We start from the raw sequence: 17,890 nt of genomic DNA on the forward strand, positions 1-17,890 counted from the left end.
CAATTCCTGCATGCCGACAAAACTAGAAGTAACTTGCTAACAGCTGACAAAATGTGAGTCAAATAAGCTTCTGCTTGAAATGCTTGAAATAATCAGCATAAAACTACGTTAATAGGCCGGAGAAAGAGCGCTTCAGCAATCTCCACCAGCCCGCCCGTTCAACAGATAAAGGCGCGTCGACATCAAACTGCTTCAACTCCTTGTCGCCCTGGTAGACAACAAGCTTACCGATTGGCTGTCCCAGCTGAATCGGCGCTTTCAGAGGTCCATCAATTTTAAGCTCGTAGCGAATATCCTTAGTAGAGCTTCCTTTTTTCAGCAGAACACTATAGGCATGCTTAGCAACAAGCGGCAGCTGCGGAGCTACACCCTTTTCAATCTGGAGCGTTCCCATGGACTCCCCTTCTTTAATAATGGGGTAGTTCATATATTGCGCGAACGAATAGTCGAACATTTGGGACACCTCAGCGTTTCTTGTCTTCGTATCCGGCTCGCCCATGACCACGGCAATAACACGCATATTATCGCGCTTCGCAGTTGCTGATAAACAATATTTCGCTTCGCTTGTAAAACCGGTCTTCAAGCCATCCGCACCGCTGTAAAAACGGACCAGCTTGTTCGTATTCACAAGCCAAAATGGTTTTTCTGAGGTTTTGCGCAAATAATCCTGATACAGACCGGTATATTTTGTTACCTCTGTATGCTTGAGGAGCTCCTTGGACATGATTGCGATGTCATGTGCTGACGTGAAATGGTTTGGCACAGGCAACCCATTTGGATTGACAAAATTCGTATCCTTCATCCCAAGCTGCTGCGCACGTTCATTCATCATCGCGACGAATTGCTGTTCTGTGCCTGCAAGCTTCTCCGCCATCGCTACAGAGGCATCGTTGCCTGAAGCGAGCGCAATTCCTTTTATCATATCGTCAACCGTCATCACTTCTCCCGGCTCTAGGAAGATTTGTGATCCACCCATTGATGCCGCATACTCGCTCGTTTGGACATTGTCACTTAATTTAATTTTGCCGTCGTCCAGAGCCTCCATAATAAGCAGCAAAGTCATAATTTTCGTAATACTTGCTGGCGGCAGCTTGTCATGGCTATTCCTTTCATAAATAACCGTGCCTGAATCTGCGTCCATCAAAATCGCCGAGCGAGCCGAAGTCGCCAGATTAACGGCAGGCGCCGTCTGACTATTAGGTGCGGGGGGCGGAGCAGGCTTAGGCTCCACAGCAGCAAATAAAGTCGCGGGCCATGCTAACGCGAATGCAAGAATAAGTATACATAGCTTGATAGAACGGTGTTTCAACAGAATCCCCTCCATTAAAATTTTTGCGAAGCAAAAATCGCTTCGGAAGCACACGCTTTCGATTGTATTTCACCGATTGTTACGTATAATTCGGTTATATTTTCCTCTTTAGTGTTAACCTTTTAGATGAAAAATATTCCATAGACTGATGGAACAAATAAAGCGGTCAGAAGAAAAATGCTGTACCGCTTTTTTTTTGCGCAAAAAAAAGCTGTCCTTTGGTTGTTACACCATAAAGAACAGCTTAATGCTCATCATTTATATTTATCCGTTATACCGAGTAATTCCTTCAGCAGTCACGACTGAGAGCAGCAGAGGACGTGACTCAGGTTTCCTGTTTTTGATCGTATAAGCTTGACGTACACGTTCAGAAACCTCATTAGCCGCTTCATTCTGCTCACGCACATGGAGCATTGCAAGCGTTTCGCCGCTTTGCACGGTATCGCCTACTTTTTTGCGCATTGTTATGCCAACCGCGTAATCGATTGCCGCATCCTTCGTCGCTCTTCCCGCTCCTAGTAGCATTGCCGCGAGACCGAGCTGCTCCGCTTGTATCGCATTCACGTACCCGTCGTCTGTCGCATTGACCTCGACGACGAACGGTGCTTGCGGAAGCCTGGATGGGTGATCAACGATCGACGCGTCACCGCCTTGTGCCGAAACAAAGTCCTTGAACTTCGCTAGCGCGGCTCCACTTTGAATTTGTTCGCGAAGCAAAACTTTCGCCGCATCAACAGAATCTGCCTTCCCGCCCAAAACAACCATATGCGCGCCTAGCGTAAGACAAAGCTCCGTGAGATCCTCCGGTCCGTTTCCTTTGAGCGTTTCAATCGATTCTTGGACCTCTAGCGCGTTACCAATCGCAAAACCTAGCGGCTGATCCATATCGCTGATGACTGCAGCTGTATTGCGGCCGACTTCCGTACCGATCTCAACCATAGCTTTCGCAAGCTGCTCTGAATGCTCGAGCGTTTTCATAAAAGCGCCGCTGCCTGTTTTCACATCAAGCACGATCGCATCTGCACCGGCGGCAATTTTCTTGCTCATAACCGAGCTTGCGATAAGAGGGATCGATTCTACCGTAGCCGTCACATCCCGCAAAGCATACAGCTTCTTATCCGCAGGAGCGAGATTGCCGCTTTGTCCAATAACCGCTAATCCTATGTCATTAACCTGTGTCATAAACCGTTCTCGTGAGAGCTCGGTTCGAAAGCCCTCAATGGATTCCAGCTTGTCGATCGTTCCACCGGTATGTCCGAGACCCCTTCCCGACATTTTCGCGACTGGAATACCTGCTGAGGCTACTAAAGGAGCCAGAATTAAGGTTGTCTTGTCACCGACTCCACCTGTGCTATGCTTGTCTACTTTAATACCGTTAATTGGGCCGAGATCGACCTGATCGCCTGAATTAGCCATAGCAAGAGTAAGCGCAGCGGTCTCCTTTGGCGTCATGCCTCGGAAAAATACAGCCATTGCCCACGCAGAAAGCTGGTAATCCGGAATATCACCGCGTGAGTAACCATCTATTAAATACGTTAATTCCGAGGCGCTCAACTCACCGCCGTCTCTTTTCTTCTGAATTAAATCTACCGACCGCATGTGAACCTCCTCAAAGCTTCGCGATTAATTGAAACGCGATAGCATCCGACGCTCTTCTTGCACCTGTAAAATGATTTCATCCAGCGATTGACTAAGAATCAATACATCATGATGCAGAAGGCTTTGCTTTAATTGAGCAGTTTCCATCATCATGTTACGCAACTGCTCCATCTGTGTGAGTAAATGCTTGTCCATGTTTTTTTTCCACTCCATTTTTCATTAATCATGGACATTATACGACGAAACGAGAAAAAAATACTGTCACATTAAGTCGACTGAATTGTGACAATTTTGTTACAGAAACCATTAAACTGCAGCGATCAATGCCGTTACAAGACCTAAAAATTGGGACTTGACACGTTCAGTCGTTTCCATAACCTCCGCATGTGACAAAGGCTGGTCTAAAATACCTGCGGCCATATTGCTAATACACGAAATCCCGACGACTTCGATTCCCGAATGACGCGCTGCGATAACCTCTGAAACCGTCGACATTCCGACAGCATCAGCGCCCAGAACGCGTAGCATTCGAATTTCAGCAGGCGTCTCATAGGTAGGTCCAAGCAAACCGGCATAAACCCCTTCTCTTAGGGTAATGCCCTGATTCGAAGCAATTTCGCGCGCAATTGCACGAAGCCGCTTGCTGTAAGCCTCGGACATATCCGGGAAACGAACACCCAGTTCGTCGTCATTTGGTCCGATTAACGGGTTTTTTCCCGTCATGTTGATATGATCAGATATGAGCATCAAATTACCGGCATCGTACTCCGTATTAATGCCGCCGGCTGCATTGGTAACCAGCAGTATATGTACGCCAAGCGCCTTCATCACTCGAACTGGAAAAGCAGTTAACTCAGCTCCATAGCCCTCGTACATATGAAAACGTCCGCGCATAAGCAATACTGTTTTACCAGAAAGCGTTCCGATTAACAGCTCACCCGCATGACCTTCAACCGTTGACATCGGAAAATGCGGAATATCATGATATTGAATGGTTATCGCATTCTCAATATAATCGCCGAGTACACCGAGTCCAGATCCCATGATAAGTCCGATTTCAGGCTTTTGCTTCGTTAGCCCTTCAATAAATTGTGCCGCTTCCTTAATATGCGCAGCAGTTAGGCTTGCTGCTGTAAATGCATTCATCCTTGTTCCTCCCAAAAAAATTATTGTCTTATTTCTCTCTTGAACTCATTTTATTTATCTGTTGCAGTGGACAATTGTCCCAAAAAGCTTGTGCCGTTTGGCGGATTCTCGACATTGAAATTATCAGCGATTGTAGCACCAAGATCTGAGAAGGTCGATCTAACCTCAAGCTCCCCTGGCTGTTGAAACGCTGGACTATATAACAGAATTGGCACGTACTCGCGCGTATGATCCGTTCCAGGATGAACAGGATCATTGCCATGATCAGCAGTTATGATGAGCAAATCTCTTTCAGTAAGCTGCTGCTCAAGCTCCGGAACCGCCCGGTCGAATTCCTCCAGAGCTGCAGCATAGCCCTTAGGGTCACGACGGTGCCCGTACAACGAATCGAAATCAACCAAGTTCGTAAATATAAGCCCTTTGAAAGGCTGCTTAAGCTGCTCAATCGTCCGTTTGATACCATCTGTATTGCTTTTGGTTGGTGTAGAGTCGGATATCCCCTCGCCATCAAAGATATCATTAATTTTTCCAATCGCAATTGTATCGTATCCAGCGGCCTGCAAAGCGCTCAATACGGTCGGCTGCGGCGGCTTCACTGCATAATCATGGCGATTCGGCGTTCGCTTAAAGGCGCCCGGCTCTCCTATATACGGCCTAGCAATGACGCGTCCCACCGTGAAACGTTCATCCATCGTCAGCTCTCTCGCAATTTCACACGCACGATAAAGCTCCTCAAGGGGGATTACCTCTTCATGCGCTGCGATTTGAAACACACTGTCAGCTGAAGTATATACAATCCAAGCACCCGTTTCGATTTGCTCCGCTCCAAGCTCATCCAAAATTTCAGTTCCGCTGGCTGCTTTATTGCCAATTACCTTGCGTCCAGTCCGTTCCTCAAAAGGCTCTAACAGTTCAGGCGGAAAGCCGTCAGGAAAGGTTTGAAAGGGCACGGTCATTTTGAGCCCCATAAGCTCCCAATGACCTGTCATCGTATCCTTGCCTACCGATACCTCGGCCATTTTTCCGTAATAGGCAGCTGCTGGCTTGTCAGACGGAGCCCAGTTACTTATAGGCGCAATGCGGTCAAGACCCCACCTTCTTAAATTCGGAAGCTGCATTTGTGGAACGCGATCTGCAATATGGCCTAGCGTATGCGAGCCTAAATCTCCAAAGTCCTCTGCATCCGGAAGCTCGCCGATTCCAACACTGTCCAATACGATTACGGTTATACGATCAAATTTCATTTGTCAGACTCCCTTCTATGTCGATTGCGACTAGATTACCCGGAGGTTACGCCCGCGGATGCGCATTGCTGTATGTCTCTCTCATCCTCGTCTTCGATACCTGCGTATATTTGAGAGTAGATGTGAGGTCGGCATGTCCCAGCAGCTCCTGCACGGCATGAATATCCGCACCATTTTCCAGCATGTGGGCAGCTACGGAATGCCTCAGCGTATGCGGCGTTATCTCTTCCTGAATACCTGCCTCTTTCGCATATTTCTTCATCAATTTCCAAAATCCCTGTCTGGTTAACCGAGTGCCCAAATGATTGAGAAACAATGCCGATTCCGATTCTCTTTCGGTTAAAAGCTCTGGCCTTCCAGCCTCAAGGTAATTCTTTAAAGCTTCTTTCGCCATTCGTCCAAAAGGAACAAGTCGCTCCTTGTGACCCGTACCTATGCATTGTATGAAGCCAAGCTGATCATTAACATGCTCCACATTAAGTGTCACGAGCTCGGATACTCGTATGCCTGTCGCATAAATAAGCTCTAGCATCGCTTTATCCCGTTTTCCCGCAGCACTTTCAGTGCCCGGCGTATCAAGCAATGTTGAAGTATCCGTTATGCTCAGCACAGTCGGGGCTTTCCTCTCCTGCTTGGGAGCTTCCATAAAAACAGATGGATTATGTACGATTAAACCCTCTATCACCAGGAAGTGAAAGAAGGCCCGAATAGAAACCATATGACGAGACTGCGTTGCCGCCTTTCTGCCCTGCTCCCTCAAATGGAGCATATACCTTGCAAAATGGTGCCGCTGAACGACTGCAGGCTCCATGAGGCCTATTTCCTTCATATAGGAAATAAATTGAATTAAGTCCCTTTCGTAGGAGGTTAGCGTATTCATTGAGAGAGCGCGCTCTTCCCGTAAATATTGCATAAACCGATTCAATTGAGCGTTCATCCGAATTCCTTTCAATTACAGCCTTTGTTTGACAAGGCTATTCTACACAAAGATTCAACGTTCGACCATTTAAATCCTGCTTATTCATATAATTTGTGCTGGTTGTACAAATCATACTACTCCCCATACCAATAGAACCACCGCAGCCGATCGGCCGCTTTACTGCTGTCTGGCGGTCCGGGCTCCGTAATAAATACCTTTAATGAATCGCCATGAGGCACTCGATATGACGGAACAGGCGACAATGCATCCACAAGCCAGCGATAGCCGCCAGTCACCGTAAGAAGCAATGCTGCAAATAGGACAATAAAAATGAAACGGCTCGTCCATCTCCGAATGGATACGATCATCTGTACCAGCCTCCCCTTTCGTTAGGATACCGTTAACCTTTCCTAACACCTTATGAGGAGGCTGGCGTGAATATGCAATGACAGCGACAATCCGTCTCAGGAAACACTGTCCAACCAATGATCAATCGGAGTATACGGCAAACCGGTAGCCGCTGCAACGGGTTCATTCGTTACTTTTCCGCCGTGTGTATTTACTCCTTTTTGAAGAGGAATGCTCCTCCCCACAGCTTCCATCCTATGATTTGCCAGCTCCAGCGCATACGATATCGTAACGTTCGTCAAGGCAATAGTTGAGGTGCGAGGTACTGCGCCTGGAATATTAGCGACTGCATAATGGACAACATCATGCTTGATATAAATCGGATCCTTGTGTGTAGTCGGTCGGTCTACTGTCGCAATGGAGCCGCCTTGATCGACGGCAACATCAACGATTACAGCACCTTTCTTCATCGATTGCACCATCTGCTCGGTGACCAAGTGAGGAGCACGCGCTCCTGGAATTAAAACAGCCCCTATTAGCAAATCCGCTCTTGCGACTGCTCCAGCGATATGATATGGAGTCGACATGAGCGTGTGAATCCGTCCTCCAAAAATATCATCCAAATATCGCATCCGATCAGCGCTTCTCTCTAAAATGACGACGCTGGCTCCCATGCCGAGCGCTATTTTAGCTGCATTCGTCCCCACAACACCGCCGCCGATAATAACGACCTCAGCAGCCGGAACGCCTGGCACCCCTCCAAGCAGCACGCCCCTGCCTCCGTTGAAAGCCTCCAAAAACTGCGCCCCTACCTGCACCGACATTCGTCCGGCAACCTCGCTCATCGGAGTCAGCAGCGGGAGACTGCCATTGGGCAGCTGGATGGTCTCATAGGCGATTGCCGTGACGCCCGCATCTACCAAAGCCTTCGTCAATGCCGGTGCAGCCGCTAAATGCAAATAAGTGAACAGCAGCAGGCCGTTGCGAAAATAAACAAACTCCTCGTCCAAAGGCTCCTTCACCTTCATAATCATATCCGCTTGCGACCAAACCTCGGCCGCACTATCCCTAAGCTCGGCGCCCTCAAGCTCATAATCAGAATTCTCGAAGCCGCTTCCGCTTCCGGCCTCCTTCTCAATCAGCACGCGATGCCCGGCTGCCACCAGCATCGTTACGCCAGCCGGCGTTAACGCTACGCGGTATTCGCTTTGCTTCATTTCCTTAGGAACCCCTACAATCATGTCCTTCTCCTCCTCCTTCCGCACAAAGGTCAAGAAACGTCATCACAGCCTCTTACTATGTTGTATGAAAGGACAGCAGCGAATGATCGTCCCGCGCGGTACATTTTATACTTTGTAAAATTTCTAAAAATATGTGCGCATTCACGGCAACTCCCCCACATGAGATGAGCCTTCCCCAAAAACATAAGATTGCATTTTTGAGTCACCCTGAATGCCAAAACGGCTTTGCCGTCCAGTTATGCTGGTCAGCCAAGCCGTTTTATGATTGATTTTCATTTGGATTTGCTTGGTCATTCTTCTCTTTGCATCGACGGCATACGCCTTGGAAATCAAGACGATGGTCAATAACGTAAAATCCATATTCCTGCTCAAGCCGTTCTTCTAAAGGCAATAGCCAATCCTCTTTAATCTCATCCATAGATCCACATTGCACACATATTAAGTGATGGTGATGATGCTTGTTGCTATCTGTACGCAGATCGTACCGAGCCACCCCATCGCCAAAGTTTAATTTCTCGACGACGTGCATTTCGCTAAGCAATTCCAATGTCCGATAAACCGTTGCAAGTCCGATTTCCGGGGCCTTATCCTTTACCAGCATGAATACATCTTCAGCGCTCAAATGGTCGTCTTCATTTTCAAGTAAAACACGAACCGTTGCTTCACGCTGCGGGGTTAATTTGTAGCCCTGTGACTGCAACTGTTGTTTGATCTTCTCAATCCGGGCTTCCATGATTTCCCCCCTACCACATGTCTGCGCCTTTTACAGGAAACGTTCCTTCCATTATAGGGGTTAACCTGCAGTAAAGTCAAACATTTTGGTGTCAGATGGTGGCGTTTGCCGCGGAAAGAAGCGGTGAAACCCAGCTAATTAATGACGGTGATACATAGGCCTCAAATAACGCTGCCCCGCCGAAAATCATAAGCATGAGCAGAGCGGTCGACGTAAAAGAGCCCAGTTGCGGCGCAAGCTCGCCTTTTTGCTGCAGCAGCCTGTTTTTGATGACAAACATGGAAAATGTAATAGCAGCCGCGCTCGTGATAATCATTGCCGGAACAGTTATTATATTTTGCGGTGCAATCGTCACAAGTGAGAACAATACGCCCTTCCAAGCATACTGCTGCACAAGCGTTCCAACCGAAAAGCCGACCAAAGCTCCCTTCAAAAAATTAAGAGCAAGCACGCCTGGAATACCAACAACGGTAATACCCAGCACCCATAATAAGAACAACCACTTCCCATGAAAAACAAAACGCTCCCAAAATGTGTCCGCCGCTCCCGAGCCAACCCCAATGTTCATAAGCTGTACATAATGATCAACATCCTGCGCCAGCTCCTGCTGCTGCTCCAGCGTGAGCGCGTTTACCATCAGGCCGCCAAATATGACGCCTACAACAAACAGTACGGAAACAAATACATAGAGCGAAAGTTGATTTTTTACCATATTCACCGTACCTTTCAGATGCTATCATCGATGATCCTCGAGGGACTCACCCAAAACCCTCTAGGATTTCGAACCATCATGGACGCGTTTCGATTAGTTGCTGCGGCGTTTTGTCTATGTAAACACCACATTATTCTTATAAAGTGTACGAAGAGTTGAATGTGTATATGTGCTGGTAGCTAAGTTAGAAGGGTTGTCTTTCATATTATATGAGGTGTTAGGGAGAGGTATGACGAAGGTCGGCTAAAGCCGACCTGTCAGCGTGTATAGTTTCCAAACATAGATAGCAAGAATAGTTTTGGCGTCGCTGATGCGGCCTTCCGCGATGAAAGCATCTGCCTGGTCGAGGGTAATTGCTTCAACCTTGAGGTCTTCATCCTCGTCAGGATTTTGTGTCCCCTGCTCCACCTGGTCCGTAAAGTAGACATAAAGAATCTCGTCGGCAAAACCAGGTGAGGTATAGAAAGCGTTTAACAGCTTCAGCTCCTTGGCCCGATAGCCGGTTTCCTCTTCGAGCTCGCGGGCCGCTGCGGTTAACGGGTCTTCACCCGGATCAAGCTTGCCTGCCGGAATTTCAATTTGGAATTTTTCCAGCGGCTTTCTGAACTGTTCGACAACAAGCAGCTTACCGTCCAGCAGCGCCATAACAGCCGCGGCTCCCGGATGTCTGACAATTTCCCTGGTAGCCGTCCTTCCATCCGCTAAAGCCACCGTATCCACCTGGAGTGAAATCATTTTCCCTTCAAAAATGGACTCCGTTTTGATCGTATCCTCGCGCCACAATTCGTCAGCCTGCTTTTTGTCCAAGGATAATCGTCTCCTTTTATTATGAATAGGTCATCCGCATAACTTGTCCTGCCCCCGCATAACTATCATTATATCAAATCGACAGGGGCGTTTAATTATGAAACAATATGTTTCCTTAAATCATTTGAGACTCGTCGGCAAAGGATGGGAAATTCGTCACCAGCTGCGCAAGCTGTCCGCTTCTTCCCTATCCAAAAGTCCGATGTCCGAGTATACGAACGTGATCAGCGTTCGCCGCATATTGGACCTCTGTCAAGATAGTAGACACAAATTTTAACGCTTTGCTGTATTAACGTAGTAGTTGCGCTCAAATTCACTGTCAATCCTTATTTAGCTGCAGCAGCCTGCTTGATAATCTCAACAACAAGCTCCGTCGTTTTGACCAAATCCTCGACTTTAATTTGTTCCTTGGTCGTGTGAATATGCTCGTAGCCCACCGCCAAATTAACCGTCGGCACACCTAAGCCGTTAAAAATATTCGCATCGCTGCCCCCGCCAGAGTGAAAGGTTCGCGGCGTACGGCCAATGGCTGTTATCGCTTTTTTGGCAAGCTGCACAACCGGATCCTCATCATCGTACTGATAAGCAGGATAAATAATTTCACTTTCCAGCTCGCCGCGTGCCCCGCACTCCTCCGCAGCGCTCTCCACAGCCTTGCGCATCGCTTCAATTTGATGATCCAGCTTATGCTGCACAATGCTTCGCGCCTCTGCATCAAGCCTTACGAAATCGCAAACGATATTCGTTGCGCCACCACCTTCGAAGCGTCCGATATTAGCTGTCGTCTCATTATCGATGCGGCCGAGCGGCATACGGGCAATCGCTTTCGCCGCTACCTGTATGGCGCTAATGCCATCCTCGGGATTGACGCCTGCGTGTGCCGAACGACCGTACATTTTGATCGTTACCTTAGCCTGGGTAGGAGCCGCTACCGCAATATCTCCTATTGCGCCATTAGAATCAAGCGCATAGCCGAATTTAGCCTCCAGCTTTGATGCATCCAGTGAACGCGCGCCAAGCAAGCCCGACTCCTCGCCTACCGTAATCACGAATTGAATACGGCCATGCGGAATGGACTGCTCCTGCACAACGCGAATCGCTTCGAAAATAGCCGAAATACCGGCTTTATCATCAGCGCCCAATATCGTTGTACCGTCACTGCGGATATAGCCATCCTCGTCCAGCTGCGGCTTAATGCCTGCGCCTGGTGTGACAGTATCCATATGACAGGTGAAAAATATCGCAGGAGACGGATTGTCTGCTCCAGTTGCTTCCCATAGCGCAAACAAATTGCCTGCCCCATGGCCTGTTGTTGCTGCCGCATCGTCCTCGCTGACTTGAAGCCCAAGAGCCTCGAACTTTTGCTTTAGTACCCGACTTATTTCCTGTTCATGCTTTGTTTCACTATCCACGCGCACCAACTCCATGAACTCGTTCACTAACCGATCCTTTTCGATCATTTACGTTTCCTCCATCCGTTATTTTGTTATACAATAGATGTCAGACAAGCTTTAAAAAGCTTTGACATGAAAGGAGCTTTTCCCTATGCGCAGACAACAGCTTATACGTATCGTCGCTATTGTAATGGTGGCAGCACTCCTGATCACAACCCTGTTTGCTGGAATCGGATCTTTATTTTATTAATTCCTCAAATTCAAATCCAAAAACCTTCGCAAAATGAGGGAGCAGCTGCCTCGCTGCTTCCTCTACTGACAGGTCCCGACCGGTCAGATCATTAAACGAGGTCACGCCGTATTGCTCAATACCGCAAGGCACTATTCCGCTAAATCCATCCTCTGCAATTCCGGCTTTAATATTTAATGCAAAGCCGTGACTCGTAATAAAGCCCCGCCGATGCCGGGCTTTATTAAACTTCACCCCTATGGCGGCAATTTTCAGATCGCCTACCCATACACCTGTATATTCCGGCTTTCTGCCCGCTTCTATACCATACTCGCCAAGCCAATTTATAATGACCTGCTCTAAGCTGCGCAAATAAGCATGTAAATCAAGACCTACCGCATCCAAATACAAAAGCGGATATCCAACCAGCTGACCGGGACCATGGTAGGTGATGTCGCCGCCGCGGTCGATTTGGAACACCGCGATCCCTCGAGCCTCAAGCTCTGCTTCGCTAAGCAGCAAATGCTCTGGATGCTTATCCGATCCGATCGTATAGGTCGGCGGATGCTGAAGAAGGAGCAGCGTCTCTTGACGCTCCTCCCGATCAATTTGCTTTACGTATGCTTTTTGCAGCTCCCACGCCTCGGCGTATTCGAGTCTGCCTATATAGTGGGCATCCAACCGTCTAAAGCTATTTGCGTTCTCCGCCTCAGCCATGTTGGTCTTCCCCATTTCTAATATAATTTACTTTCTGTATTGAAGCTCTCTAAATTGTCCTTTACCCGCTGCAGGAAACGTCCGCAAATAACGCCATCCAAAATCCGATGATCCAACGACAAACACAGATTGGCCATCGAGCGAACCGCTAACATATCGTTAATGACGACAGGGCGCTTCACAATCGACTCAAAGGTCAAAATCGCGGCTTGCGGATAGTTAATAATCGGATAAGACAAAATCGAACCAAAAGAACCCGTATTGTTCACTGTAAAGGTACCGCCCTGCATATCGGACAACGTCAGCTTGCCTTCCCGCGTCTTCCGTGCAAGCTCATCAATTTCCTTTGCCAAGCCTGCGACGTTTTTGTGATCGGCATTTTTGATAACAGGTGTGAGAACGGAATCTTCCGTGCCTACTGCAAGCGATATATTGATATCACGCTTCACAATGATTTTATCAACTGCCCACATGGAGTTCATAATTGGAAAATCTTTAATCGCATTGACGACTGCCTTTAGAAGAAAGGCCAAATAAGTCAGATTAATTCCTTCGCGCTTCATGAAATCATCTTTCAGCTTATTGCGCAGGAGAACGAGATTCGTAACATCCACTTCTATCATTGTCCAAGCATGAGGGATTTCACTAACGCTTTGTCTCATATTACGGGCAATCGTATTACGAATAGGAGTTACGTCGATAAAGTTATCTCCACGCCCTGCGCCTGCAGCACCCTCGACCTCAATTTTCGGCATGCGCGGCGTTTCCGTTAAATGCAAACCGGAGGACCGGACCTGAGCAGTCGTATCAGCAGCAGAGACCGCAGGCATAGCTTGACCACTAGAATCCTGGCTCCGTTTACCTGCGCCAGAGTCGACGTAAGCAAGCACATCCTTGCGCGTAATACGTCCTCCGAGACCTGTTCCAGGCACATCGGTTAAACGGATGGAATGCTTCGCTGCCAGCTGCTGCACAGCAGGCGAAAAGCGGTTCCGCATAGGCGCGTCCTCTGAATCCGCTTGAACAGCTGCAACGGAAGGAGAAGCTGAGACAGATCCAGTGTAATCCGGCTGCGACTCAACCGCGCTTTCTCCATCGCCAGCACCTTCGGTCTCAATAATACATACAGCTGTTCCGACTGGCACCGTCTCGCCATGACCGACAAGAATTTTGACGAGTCTACCGGCAACTGTCGATGGCAATTCCGCATTCACTTTGTCCGTCAATATTTCGCAGACCGGTTCATATATATCAACCCAATCCCCCGGCTGCTTCAACCACTTATCGATAGTGGCCGATACGAGCGATTCCGCAAGCTGCGGCACGACGATTTCAGTAAGTGATTTCATCTATCTCATCTCCTAACTGACGCCTAATATTGCGCCAATTGCCGCATGGCCTCTTTCACTTTTTCTTTATTTAGCATAAAAAATTTCTCACCCGGAGGATTGATTGGCATTGCCGGAACATCCGGACCGCATAGCCGCATGATCGGAGCATCCAGCTCATACAACAGCTCTTCGGCAATAATCGCCGACACCTCAGCTCCGACTCCGCCTGTTTTGTTATCCTCGTGAATAATAAGTACTTTTCCAGTTTTGCGCACCGCTTCAAGAATAGCTTCCTTATCGAGCGGCTGAAGCGTCCGCAAATCAAGAATATGAGCGCTGATGCCATCCGCGGCTAGCTCAGCTGCAGCCTGCTCCACGAAGAGCAGCGGCATGCTGTAGCTGATTACCGTAATGTCGTCGCCTTCGCGAAGTAAATTCGCCTTGCCGATCGGCACGATATAGTCCGTATCCGGCACATCGCCGTTAATAAGCTTATAGCATTTTTTGTTCTCAAAAAACAACACAGGATCCGGATCGCGAACCGCTGCCTTCAACAAGCCTTTGGCATCATAAGCTGTGTATGGGGCTACGATTTTCAAACCGGGCGTTCCGAAAAACACCGATTCTGTACATTGCGAATGATACAAGCCTCCAAATATGCCGCCGCCAATCGGCGCACGAACAACTATCGGACACGTCCAATCGTTGTTGGAACGGTAACGAATTTTGGCCGCTTCGCTAATAATCTGGTTTGTCGCCGGGAACATGAAATCCGAATATTGCATTTCTGCAATCGGCTTCATCCCATACATAGCAGCGCCGATCGCAACGCCGGCTATTGCCGACTCCGCAAGCGGCGTATCCAGAACGCGAAGCTCGCCGAACTGCTCCTGCAGTCCCTTCGTTGTGGTGAAGACGCCGCCCTTAAGACCAACATCCTCGCCAAGCACGAAGACATCCTCATCGCGTTCCATCTCTTCCTTCATTGCAAGCCGAATCGCATCGATATAATCCATAACGGCCATTAGTTATGCCCTCCCTGCTCAGCATCATCCGCATAAACATGCAGCATAATGGATTCCGGCGTCGGGAATGGCGCTTTATCGCCATACTCAGTCGCTTCATCTAGCAGCTTGCGAATCTGCGCTTGCAGCTCCATATCCTGCTCCTCTGACCAAATGCCGCTGTCGATCAAATATTGCTTAAATTTTGGAATACCGTCCTTCGAACGATGAAGATCAACCTCTTCCTTCGTCCGATAAGCAAGGTCGTTATCCGATGTGGAATGCGGAGATATCCGGTACATCAACGCTTCAATCAGTGTCGGACCTTCGCCCGCTATAGCACGCTCTCGCGCTTCCTTCACAACGCGGAACACTTCAAGTGCATCGTTGCCATCGACCTGCAAGCCAGGAAACCCGTATCCAATGGCGCGGTCGGCTACTTTGCCGGCAAGCTGCTTATGAAGCGGCACGGAAATGGCGTACTGGTTATTTTCACACATGAATATGACAGGCAGCTTGTGCACGCCCGCAAAGTTGCAGCCCTCGTGGAAATCCCCCTGATTACTGGAACCTTCCCCGAACGTCACGAAGCTCACCAAAGATTTTTTCTTCATCTTTGCCGCTAGGGCGATGCCTACTGCATGAGGCAACTGCGTCGTTACTGGACTGGAGCCCGTTACGATCCGCAGCTTCTTCGAGCCAAAGTGGCCCGGCATTTGACGCCCGCCGCTGTTCGGATCCTCTGCCTTCGCAAATACCGATAATAATAAGTCTCGCAGCGTCATTCCAACAGCCAGGACAAACCCATAGTCCCGATAGTAAGGCAAGAAGTAATCATGCTCGCGATCCAGCGCGTAAGCAGCAGCTACCTGCGCCACCTCTTGTCCGACACCGGATACGTGAAAGTTAATTTTACCTGCGCGCTGCAGCAGCAGCATTCGTTCATCGAATTTGCGTGCGGACAGCATCGTCGTATACATAGCAATCGCTTGCTCATGGCTAAGTCCTAATTCCAAATGACGAACATTTTGCCCAGTAGAAGCAGATTGGGTCATAAGGTGTTCCTCCTTTTACGTACTATTATAACCTGGTACTAAGACTTGATCATATTTATTATAACCTCATTGAACCAAAAAGAAAACCGTACCCGGTTAGAACGAAATCGCTTTGCCGTCCACCGCGAGCATCGCTTCTCCCAAAGCCTCCGCAAGCGTTGGATGCGGATGAATCATTTGGCCAACCTCCCAAGGAGTCGCGTTCAGAACGCCGGCTAGCGCCGCCTCTGAGATCAAATCGGTCGCATGCGCTCCGATCATATGAACACCTACGATATCATTGGTCTTCCGGTCGGCGATTACTTTAACGAACCCGTCCTTTTCACCAAGCACAAGCGCCTTGCCGATGGCTTGAAAAGGAATTTTACCTGTCTTGATATCATGTCCCTTCGCCCGTGCTCCGTCCTCCGTTAAGCCGTAGGATGCAATCTCCGGCCTCGAGTAGATACAGCGAGGAATGAGATGATGCTCAACCGCTGAAGGCTTGCCTCCGCTGATGTGCTCAGCCGCAATCAACCCTTCATGCGCAGCGGCATGCGCAAGCTGTACGCCGCCAATCACATCGCCAATCGCATAAATATGCGGCTCGCTCGTTTGCCCGAATCCATTCACTTCAATCGCACCGTTTGTTGTGCGTATATCGGTATTTTCTAGACCAATTCCTTCAATATTTGGTGTTCTGCCGACAGAAAGCAGCAGCTTTTCCGCATTCAGCAGCACATCGCCATCCGGTGTGTTTGCCGAAATCGACACTTCCCCATTTTCGGCTTTGTACTTGTCCGTCAGCAACTGAACGCCCACCAATACACGAACGCCTCTACGACGAAGAAGCTTCGTTAGCTCTGCGGAAATCTCAGTATCCTCGCCCGGCAGCAAGCGCGAGCCCGCTTCAACTAACGTGACCTGAACGCCAAAATCCTGCAGCAGCGAAGCCCATTCCACGCCGATAACGCCGCCGCCTACAATGATGATTGAAGCTGGCAGCTTATTCAGCTCTAATGCTTCATCGCTGGTAAGAATGTATTCACCATCCGGTGCAAGTCCAGGCAGCACACGAGGCCTTGAGCCTGTCGCTATGATCAGGTTCGTTGACACCACCGATTCCATTTCGCCATCCGGAAGCTCCACAGCAAGCGAGCCGCTGCGCGGCGAGAAAATAGAAGGGCCGATCACTCTGCCCTTTCCTTGAATAATTTCAATACCATTCTTCTTCATTAAGCCCTGAAGGCCGCGATAAAGCTGTTCGACCGTCTGCTCCTTGCGACCCTGCACCTTACTATAATCAAGCGAAATCGCATCCTTCGCTACATTTATCCCATATGTACCTGCTTCAAGAAGCGTTGCATATACCTCCGCGCTGCGAAGCAGTGACTTACTCGGAATACAGCCTCTATGTAAGCAAGTTCCACCTAGCTTGTCCATTTCGATAATCGCTACCTTCTTCCCAAGCTGCGCTGCGCGAATTGCCGCAGTATAGCCGCCCGGTCCGCCCCCTAATACTGCTACATCCACTTGAATTGCCATCATACCAATCCTTCCTTCATTTCTTTCTCTATAACCTCGTTCATGATATTGATTTATCATTGCAGTTATTCGCCAGCATCATAACATAACATCCTTATCTATTGTACCTGTTTTCGCCGATGTTTACATCGTTGATTTACAAAATAGACACTCTTCACGCAAAAAGGTATGATAGAGCTAACTGTATATTTTGACCGATAAGGAGACGCTGTTCGAATGAAATTAGTTGCTGCTCGTTTTATTGCCATTTTAATGCTTGTTATACCTGGCCTTTTTGCCTGCTTTGGATTTCTTGAAATGAAGGACGCCGTATTCTATTACTTTTCCGATTTCGGAAATGAAGACATTGCCCCTTATTTCGACTGGCTAAAGTTTTTGGTCGGCTTTATCATGTTTGCTGCTGGCGCTGGCTTTATCGCTGGCTGGACCTTCTTCCGAGACCGCAAGCGCAACTATGTCGCCCCGCGCTTCAAGGAGAAGCGTCCGCGTCCCCCTAAGCCGCAAAGCTAAAGTGAACATAAGCGTGACACAAGCCAATACAGCTTTCCCAAGCCGCAGACAACGAGGATTTGCATGAA

Annotated in this window: 20 protein-coding genes; 3 read left to right on the plus strand and 17 right to left on the minus strand. The window is 48.7% G+C overall.

Going from position 1 to position 17,890, the window contains the following annotated elements; genetic code table 11:
- Window positions 1-103: 103 nt before the first annotated feature.
- The 11 genes from ACO9K6_RS03420 to ACO9K6_RS03470 all read right to left on the minus strand — a co-directional run bounded on the left by ACO9K6_RS03420 (window position 104) and on the right by ACO9K6_RS03470 (window position 10,058).
- On the minus strand, window positions 104-1,324 hold the full coding sequence (locus ACO9K6_RS03420) for a D-alanyl-D-alanine carboxypeptidase family protein (protein ID WP_424766131.1): 1,221 nt from the start codon (window positions 1,322-1,324) through the stop codon (window positions 104-106).
- Between the two features lie 249 nt (window positions 1,325-1,573).
- Entirely contained in the window at window positions 1,574-2,908 is a 1,335-nt protein-coding gene (locus ACO9K6_RS03425) for a pyrimidine-nucleoside phosphorylase (RefSeq protein WP_424766132.1), read from the minus strand.
- Between the two features lie 24 nt (window positions 2,909-2,932).
- The gene (locus tag ACO9K6_RS03430) at window positions 2,933-3,103 is read right to left on the minus strand and encodes an aspartyl-phosphate phosphatase Spo0E family protein (RefSeq protein WP_424766133.1); all 171 of its coding nucleotides are present in this window, start codon (window positions 3,101-3,103) and stop codon (window positions 2,933-2,935) included.
- 111 nt (window positions 3,104-3,214) lie between these two features.
- Window positions 3,215-4,054, minus strand: a complete 840-nt coding sequence (locus ACO9K6_RS03435; RefSeq protein WP_424766134.1) for a purine-nucleoside phosphorylase — start codon at window positions 4,052-4,054, stop codon at window positions 3,215-3,217.
- A 50-nt stretch (window positions 4,055-4,104) separates the two neighbouring features.
- Window positions 4,105-5,298, minus strand: a complete 1,194-nt coding sequence (gene deoB, locus ACO9K6_RS03440; protein ID WP_424766135.1) for a phosphopentomutase — start codon at window positions 5,296-5,298, stop codon at window positions 4,105-4,107.
- A gap of 46 nt (window positions 5,299-5,344) precedes the next feature.
- Entirely contained in the window at window positions 5,345-6,235 is an 891-nt protein-coding gene (gene xerD / locus ACO9K6_RS03445) for a site-specific tyrosine recombinase XerD (protein WP_424766136.1), read from the minus strand.
- A gap of 116 nt (window positions 6,236-6,351) precedes the next feature.
- A complete protein-coding gene (locus tag ACO9K6_RS03450; protein WP_424766137.1) occupies window positions 6,352-6,585 on the minus strand; it encodes a DUF4227 family protein in 234 nt (77 codons plus the stop codon).
- Between the two features lie 96 nt (window positions 6,586-6,681).
- A complete protein-coding gene (gene ald / locus ACO9K6_RS03455; RefSeq protein ID WP_424766138.1) occupies window positions 6,682-7,806 on the minus strand; it encodes an alanine dehydrogenase in 1,125 nt (374 codons plus the stop codon).
- A 259-nt stretch (window positions 7,807-8,065) separates the two neighbouring features.
- Window positions 8,066-8,539, minus strand: coding sequence for a ferric iron uptake transcriptional regulator (gene fur, locus ACO9K6_RS03460; RefSeq protein ID WP_424766139.1), 474 nt, complete (start codon window positions 8,537-8,539; stop codon window positions 8,066-8,068).
- Between the two features lie 91 nt (window positions 8,540-8,630).
- Complete coding sequence (gene spoIIM / locus ACO9K6_RS03465) at window positions 8,631-9,251, minus strand: stage II sporulation protein M (protein ID WP_424766140.1); 621 nt, start codon at window positions 9,249-9,251, stop codon at window positions 8,631-8,633.
- 243 nt (window positions 9,252-9,494) lie between these two features.
- Window positions 9,495-10,058, minus strand: a complete 564-nt coding sequence (locus ACO9K6_RS03470; protein ID WP_424766141.1) for an NUDIX hydrolase — start codon at window positions 10,056-10,058, stop codon at window positions 9,495-9,497.
- A gap of 97 nt (window positions 10,059-10,155) precedes the next feature.
- Here ACO9K6_RS03470 and mciZ point away from each other — a divergent pair, with 97 nt between their 5' ends.
- The gene (mciZ, locus tag ACO9K6_RS03475) at window positions 10,156-10,335 is read left to right on the plus strand and encodes a Z-ring formation inhibitor MciZ (RefSeq protein ID WP_424766142.1); all 180 of its coding nucleotides are present in this window, start codon (window positions 10,156-10,158) and stop codon (window positions 10,333-10,335) included.
- Between the two features lie 49 nt (window positions 10,336-10,384).
- Here mciZ and ACO9K6_RS03480 read toward each other — a convergent pair whose 3' ends face one another.
- Window positions 10,385-11,518, minus strand: coding sequence for a M20/M25/M40 family metallo-hydrolase (locus ACO9K6_RS03480; RefSeq protein ID WP_424766143.1), 1,134 nt, complete (start codon window positions 11,516-11,518; stop codon window positions 10,385-10,387).
- A gap of 124 nt (window positions 11,519-11,642) precedes the next feature.
- Between ACO9K6_RS03480 and ACO9K6_RS03485 the strand changes: the two genes are divergently transcribed.
- A complete protein-coding gene (locus tag ACO9K6_RS03485; RefSeq protein ID WP_424766242.1) occupies window positions 11,643-11,702 on the plus strand; it encodes a hypothetical protein in 60 nt (19 codons plus the stop codon).
- Here the strand turns inward: ACO9K6_RS03485 and lipB are convergent.
- The 5 genes from lipB to lpdA all read right to left on the minus strand — a co-directional run bounded on the left by lipB (window position 11,691) and on the right by lpdA (window position 17,312).
- Entirely contained in the window at window positions 11,691-12,398 is a 708-nt protein-coding gene (gene lipB, locus ACO9K6_RS03490) for a lipoyl(octanoyl) transferase LipB (RefSeq protein WP_424766144.1), read from the minus strand. The genes ACO9K6_RS03485 and lipB overlap by 12 nt on opposite strands.
- Window positions 12,399-12,415: 17 nt before the next feature.
- The gene (locus ACO9K6_RS03495; RefSeq protein ID WP_424766145.1) at window positions 12,416-13,747 is read right to left on the minus strand and encodes a dihydrolipoamide acetyltransferase family protein; all 1,332 of its coding nucleotides are present in this window, start codon (window positions 13,745-13,747) and stop codon (window positions 12,416-12,418) included.
- A gap of 23 nt (window positions 13,748-13,770) precedes the next feature.
- Entirely contained in the window at window positions 13,771-14,754 is a 984-nt protein-coding gene (locus ACO9K6_RS03500; protein WP_424766146.1) for an alpha-ketoacid dehydrogenase subunit beta, read from the minus strand.
- Window positions 14,754-15,788 (minus strand): thiamine pyrophosphate-dependent dehydrogenase E1 component subunit alpha, encoded by a 1,035-nt coding sequence (locus ACO9K6_RS03505; protein ID WP_424766147.1) that lies wholly within the window; start codon window positions 15,786-15,788, stop codon window positions 14,754-14,756. The genes ACO9K6_RS03500 and ACO9K6_RS03505 overlap by 1 nt, the downstream gene beginning before the upstream one ends.
- A 96-nt stretch (window positions 15,789-15,884) precedes the next feature.
- Window positions 15,885-17,312 (minus strand): dihydrolipoyl dehydrogenase, encoded by a 1,428-nt coding sequence (gene lpdA, locus ACO9K6_RS03510; RefSeq protein WP_424766243.1) that lies wholly within the window; start codon window positions 17,310-17,312, stop codon window positions 15,885-15,887.
- 216 nt (window positions 17,313-17,528) lie between these two features.
- On the opposite strand from lpdA, the gene ACO9K6_RS03515 reads away from it, so the two are divergent.
- Entirely contained in the window at window positions 17,529-17,822 is a 294-nt protein-coding gene (locus ACO9K6_RS03515) for a DUF2627 domain-containing protein (protein WP_424766148.1), read from the plus strand.
- Window positions 17,823-17,890 lie beyond the last annotated feature (68 nt).

It is taken from the genome of Paenibacillus praedii, from assembly GCF_049725345.1.
GTDB lineage: Bacteria > Bacillota > Bacilli > Paenibacillales > Paenibacillaceae > Pristimantibacillus.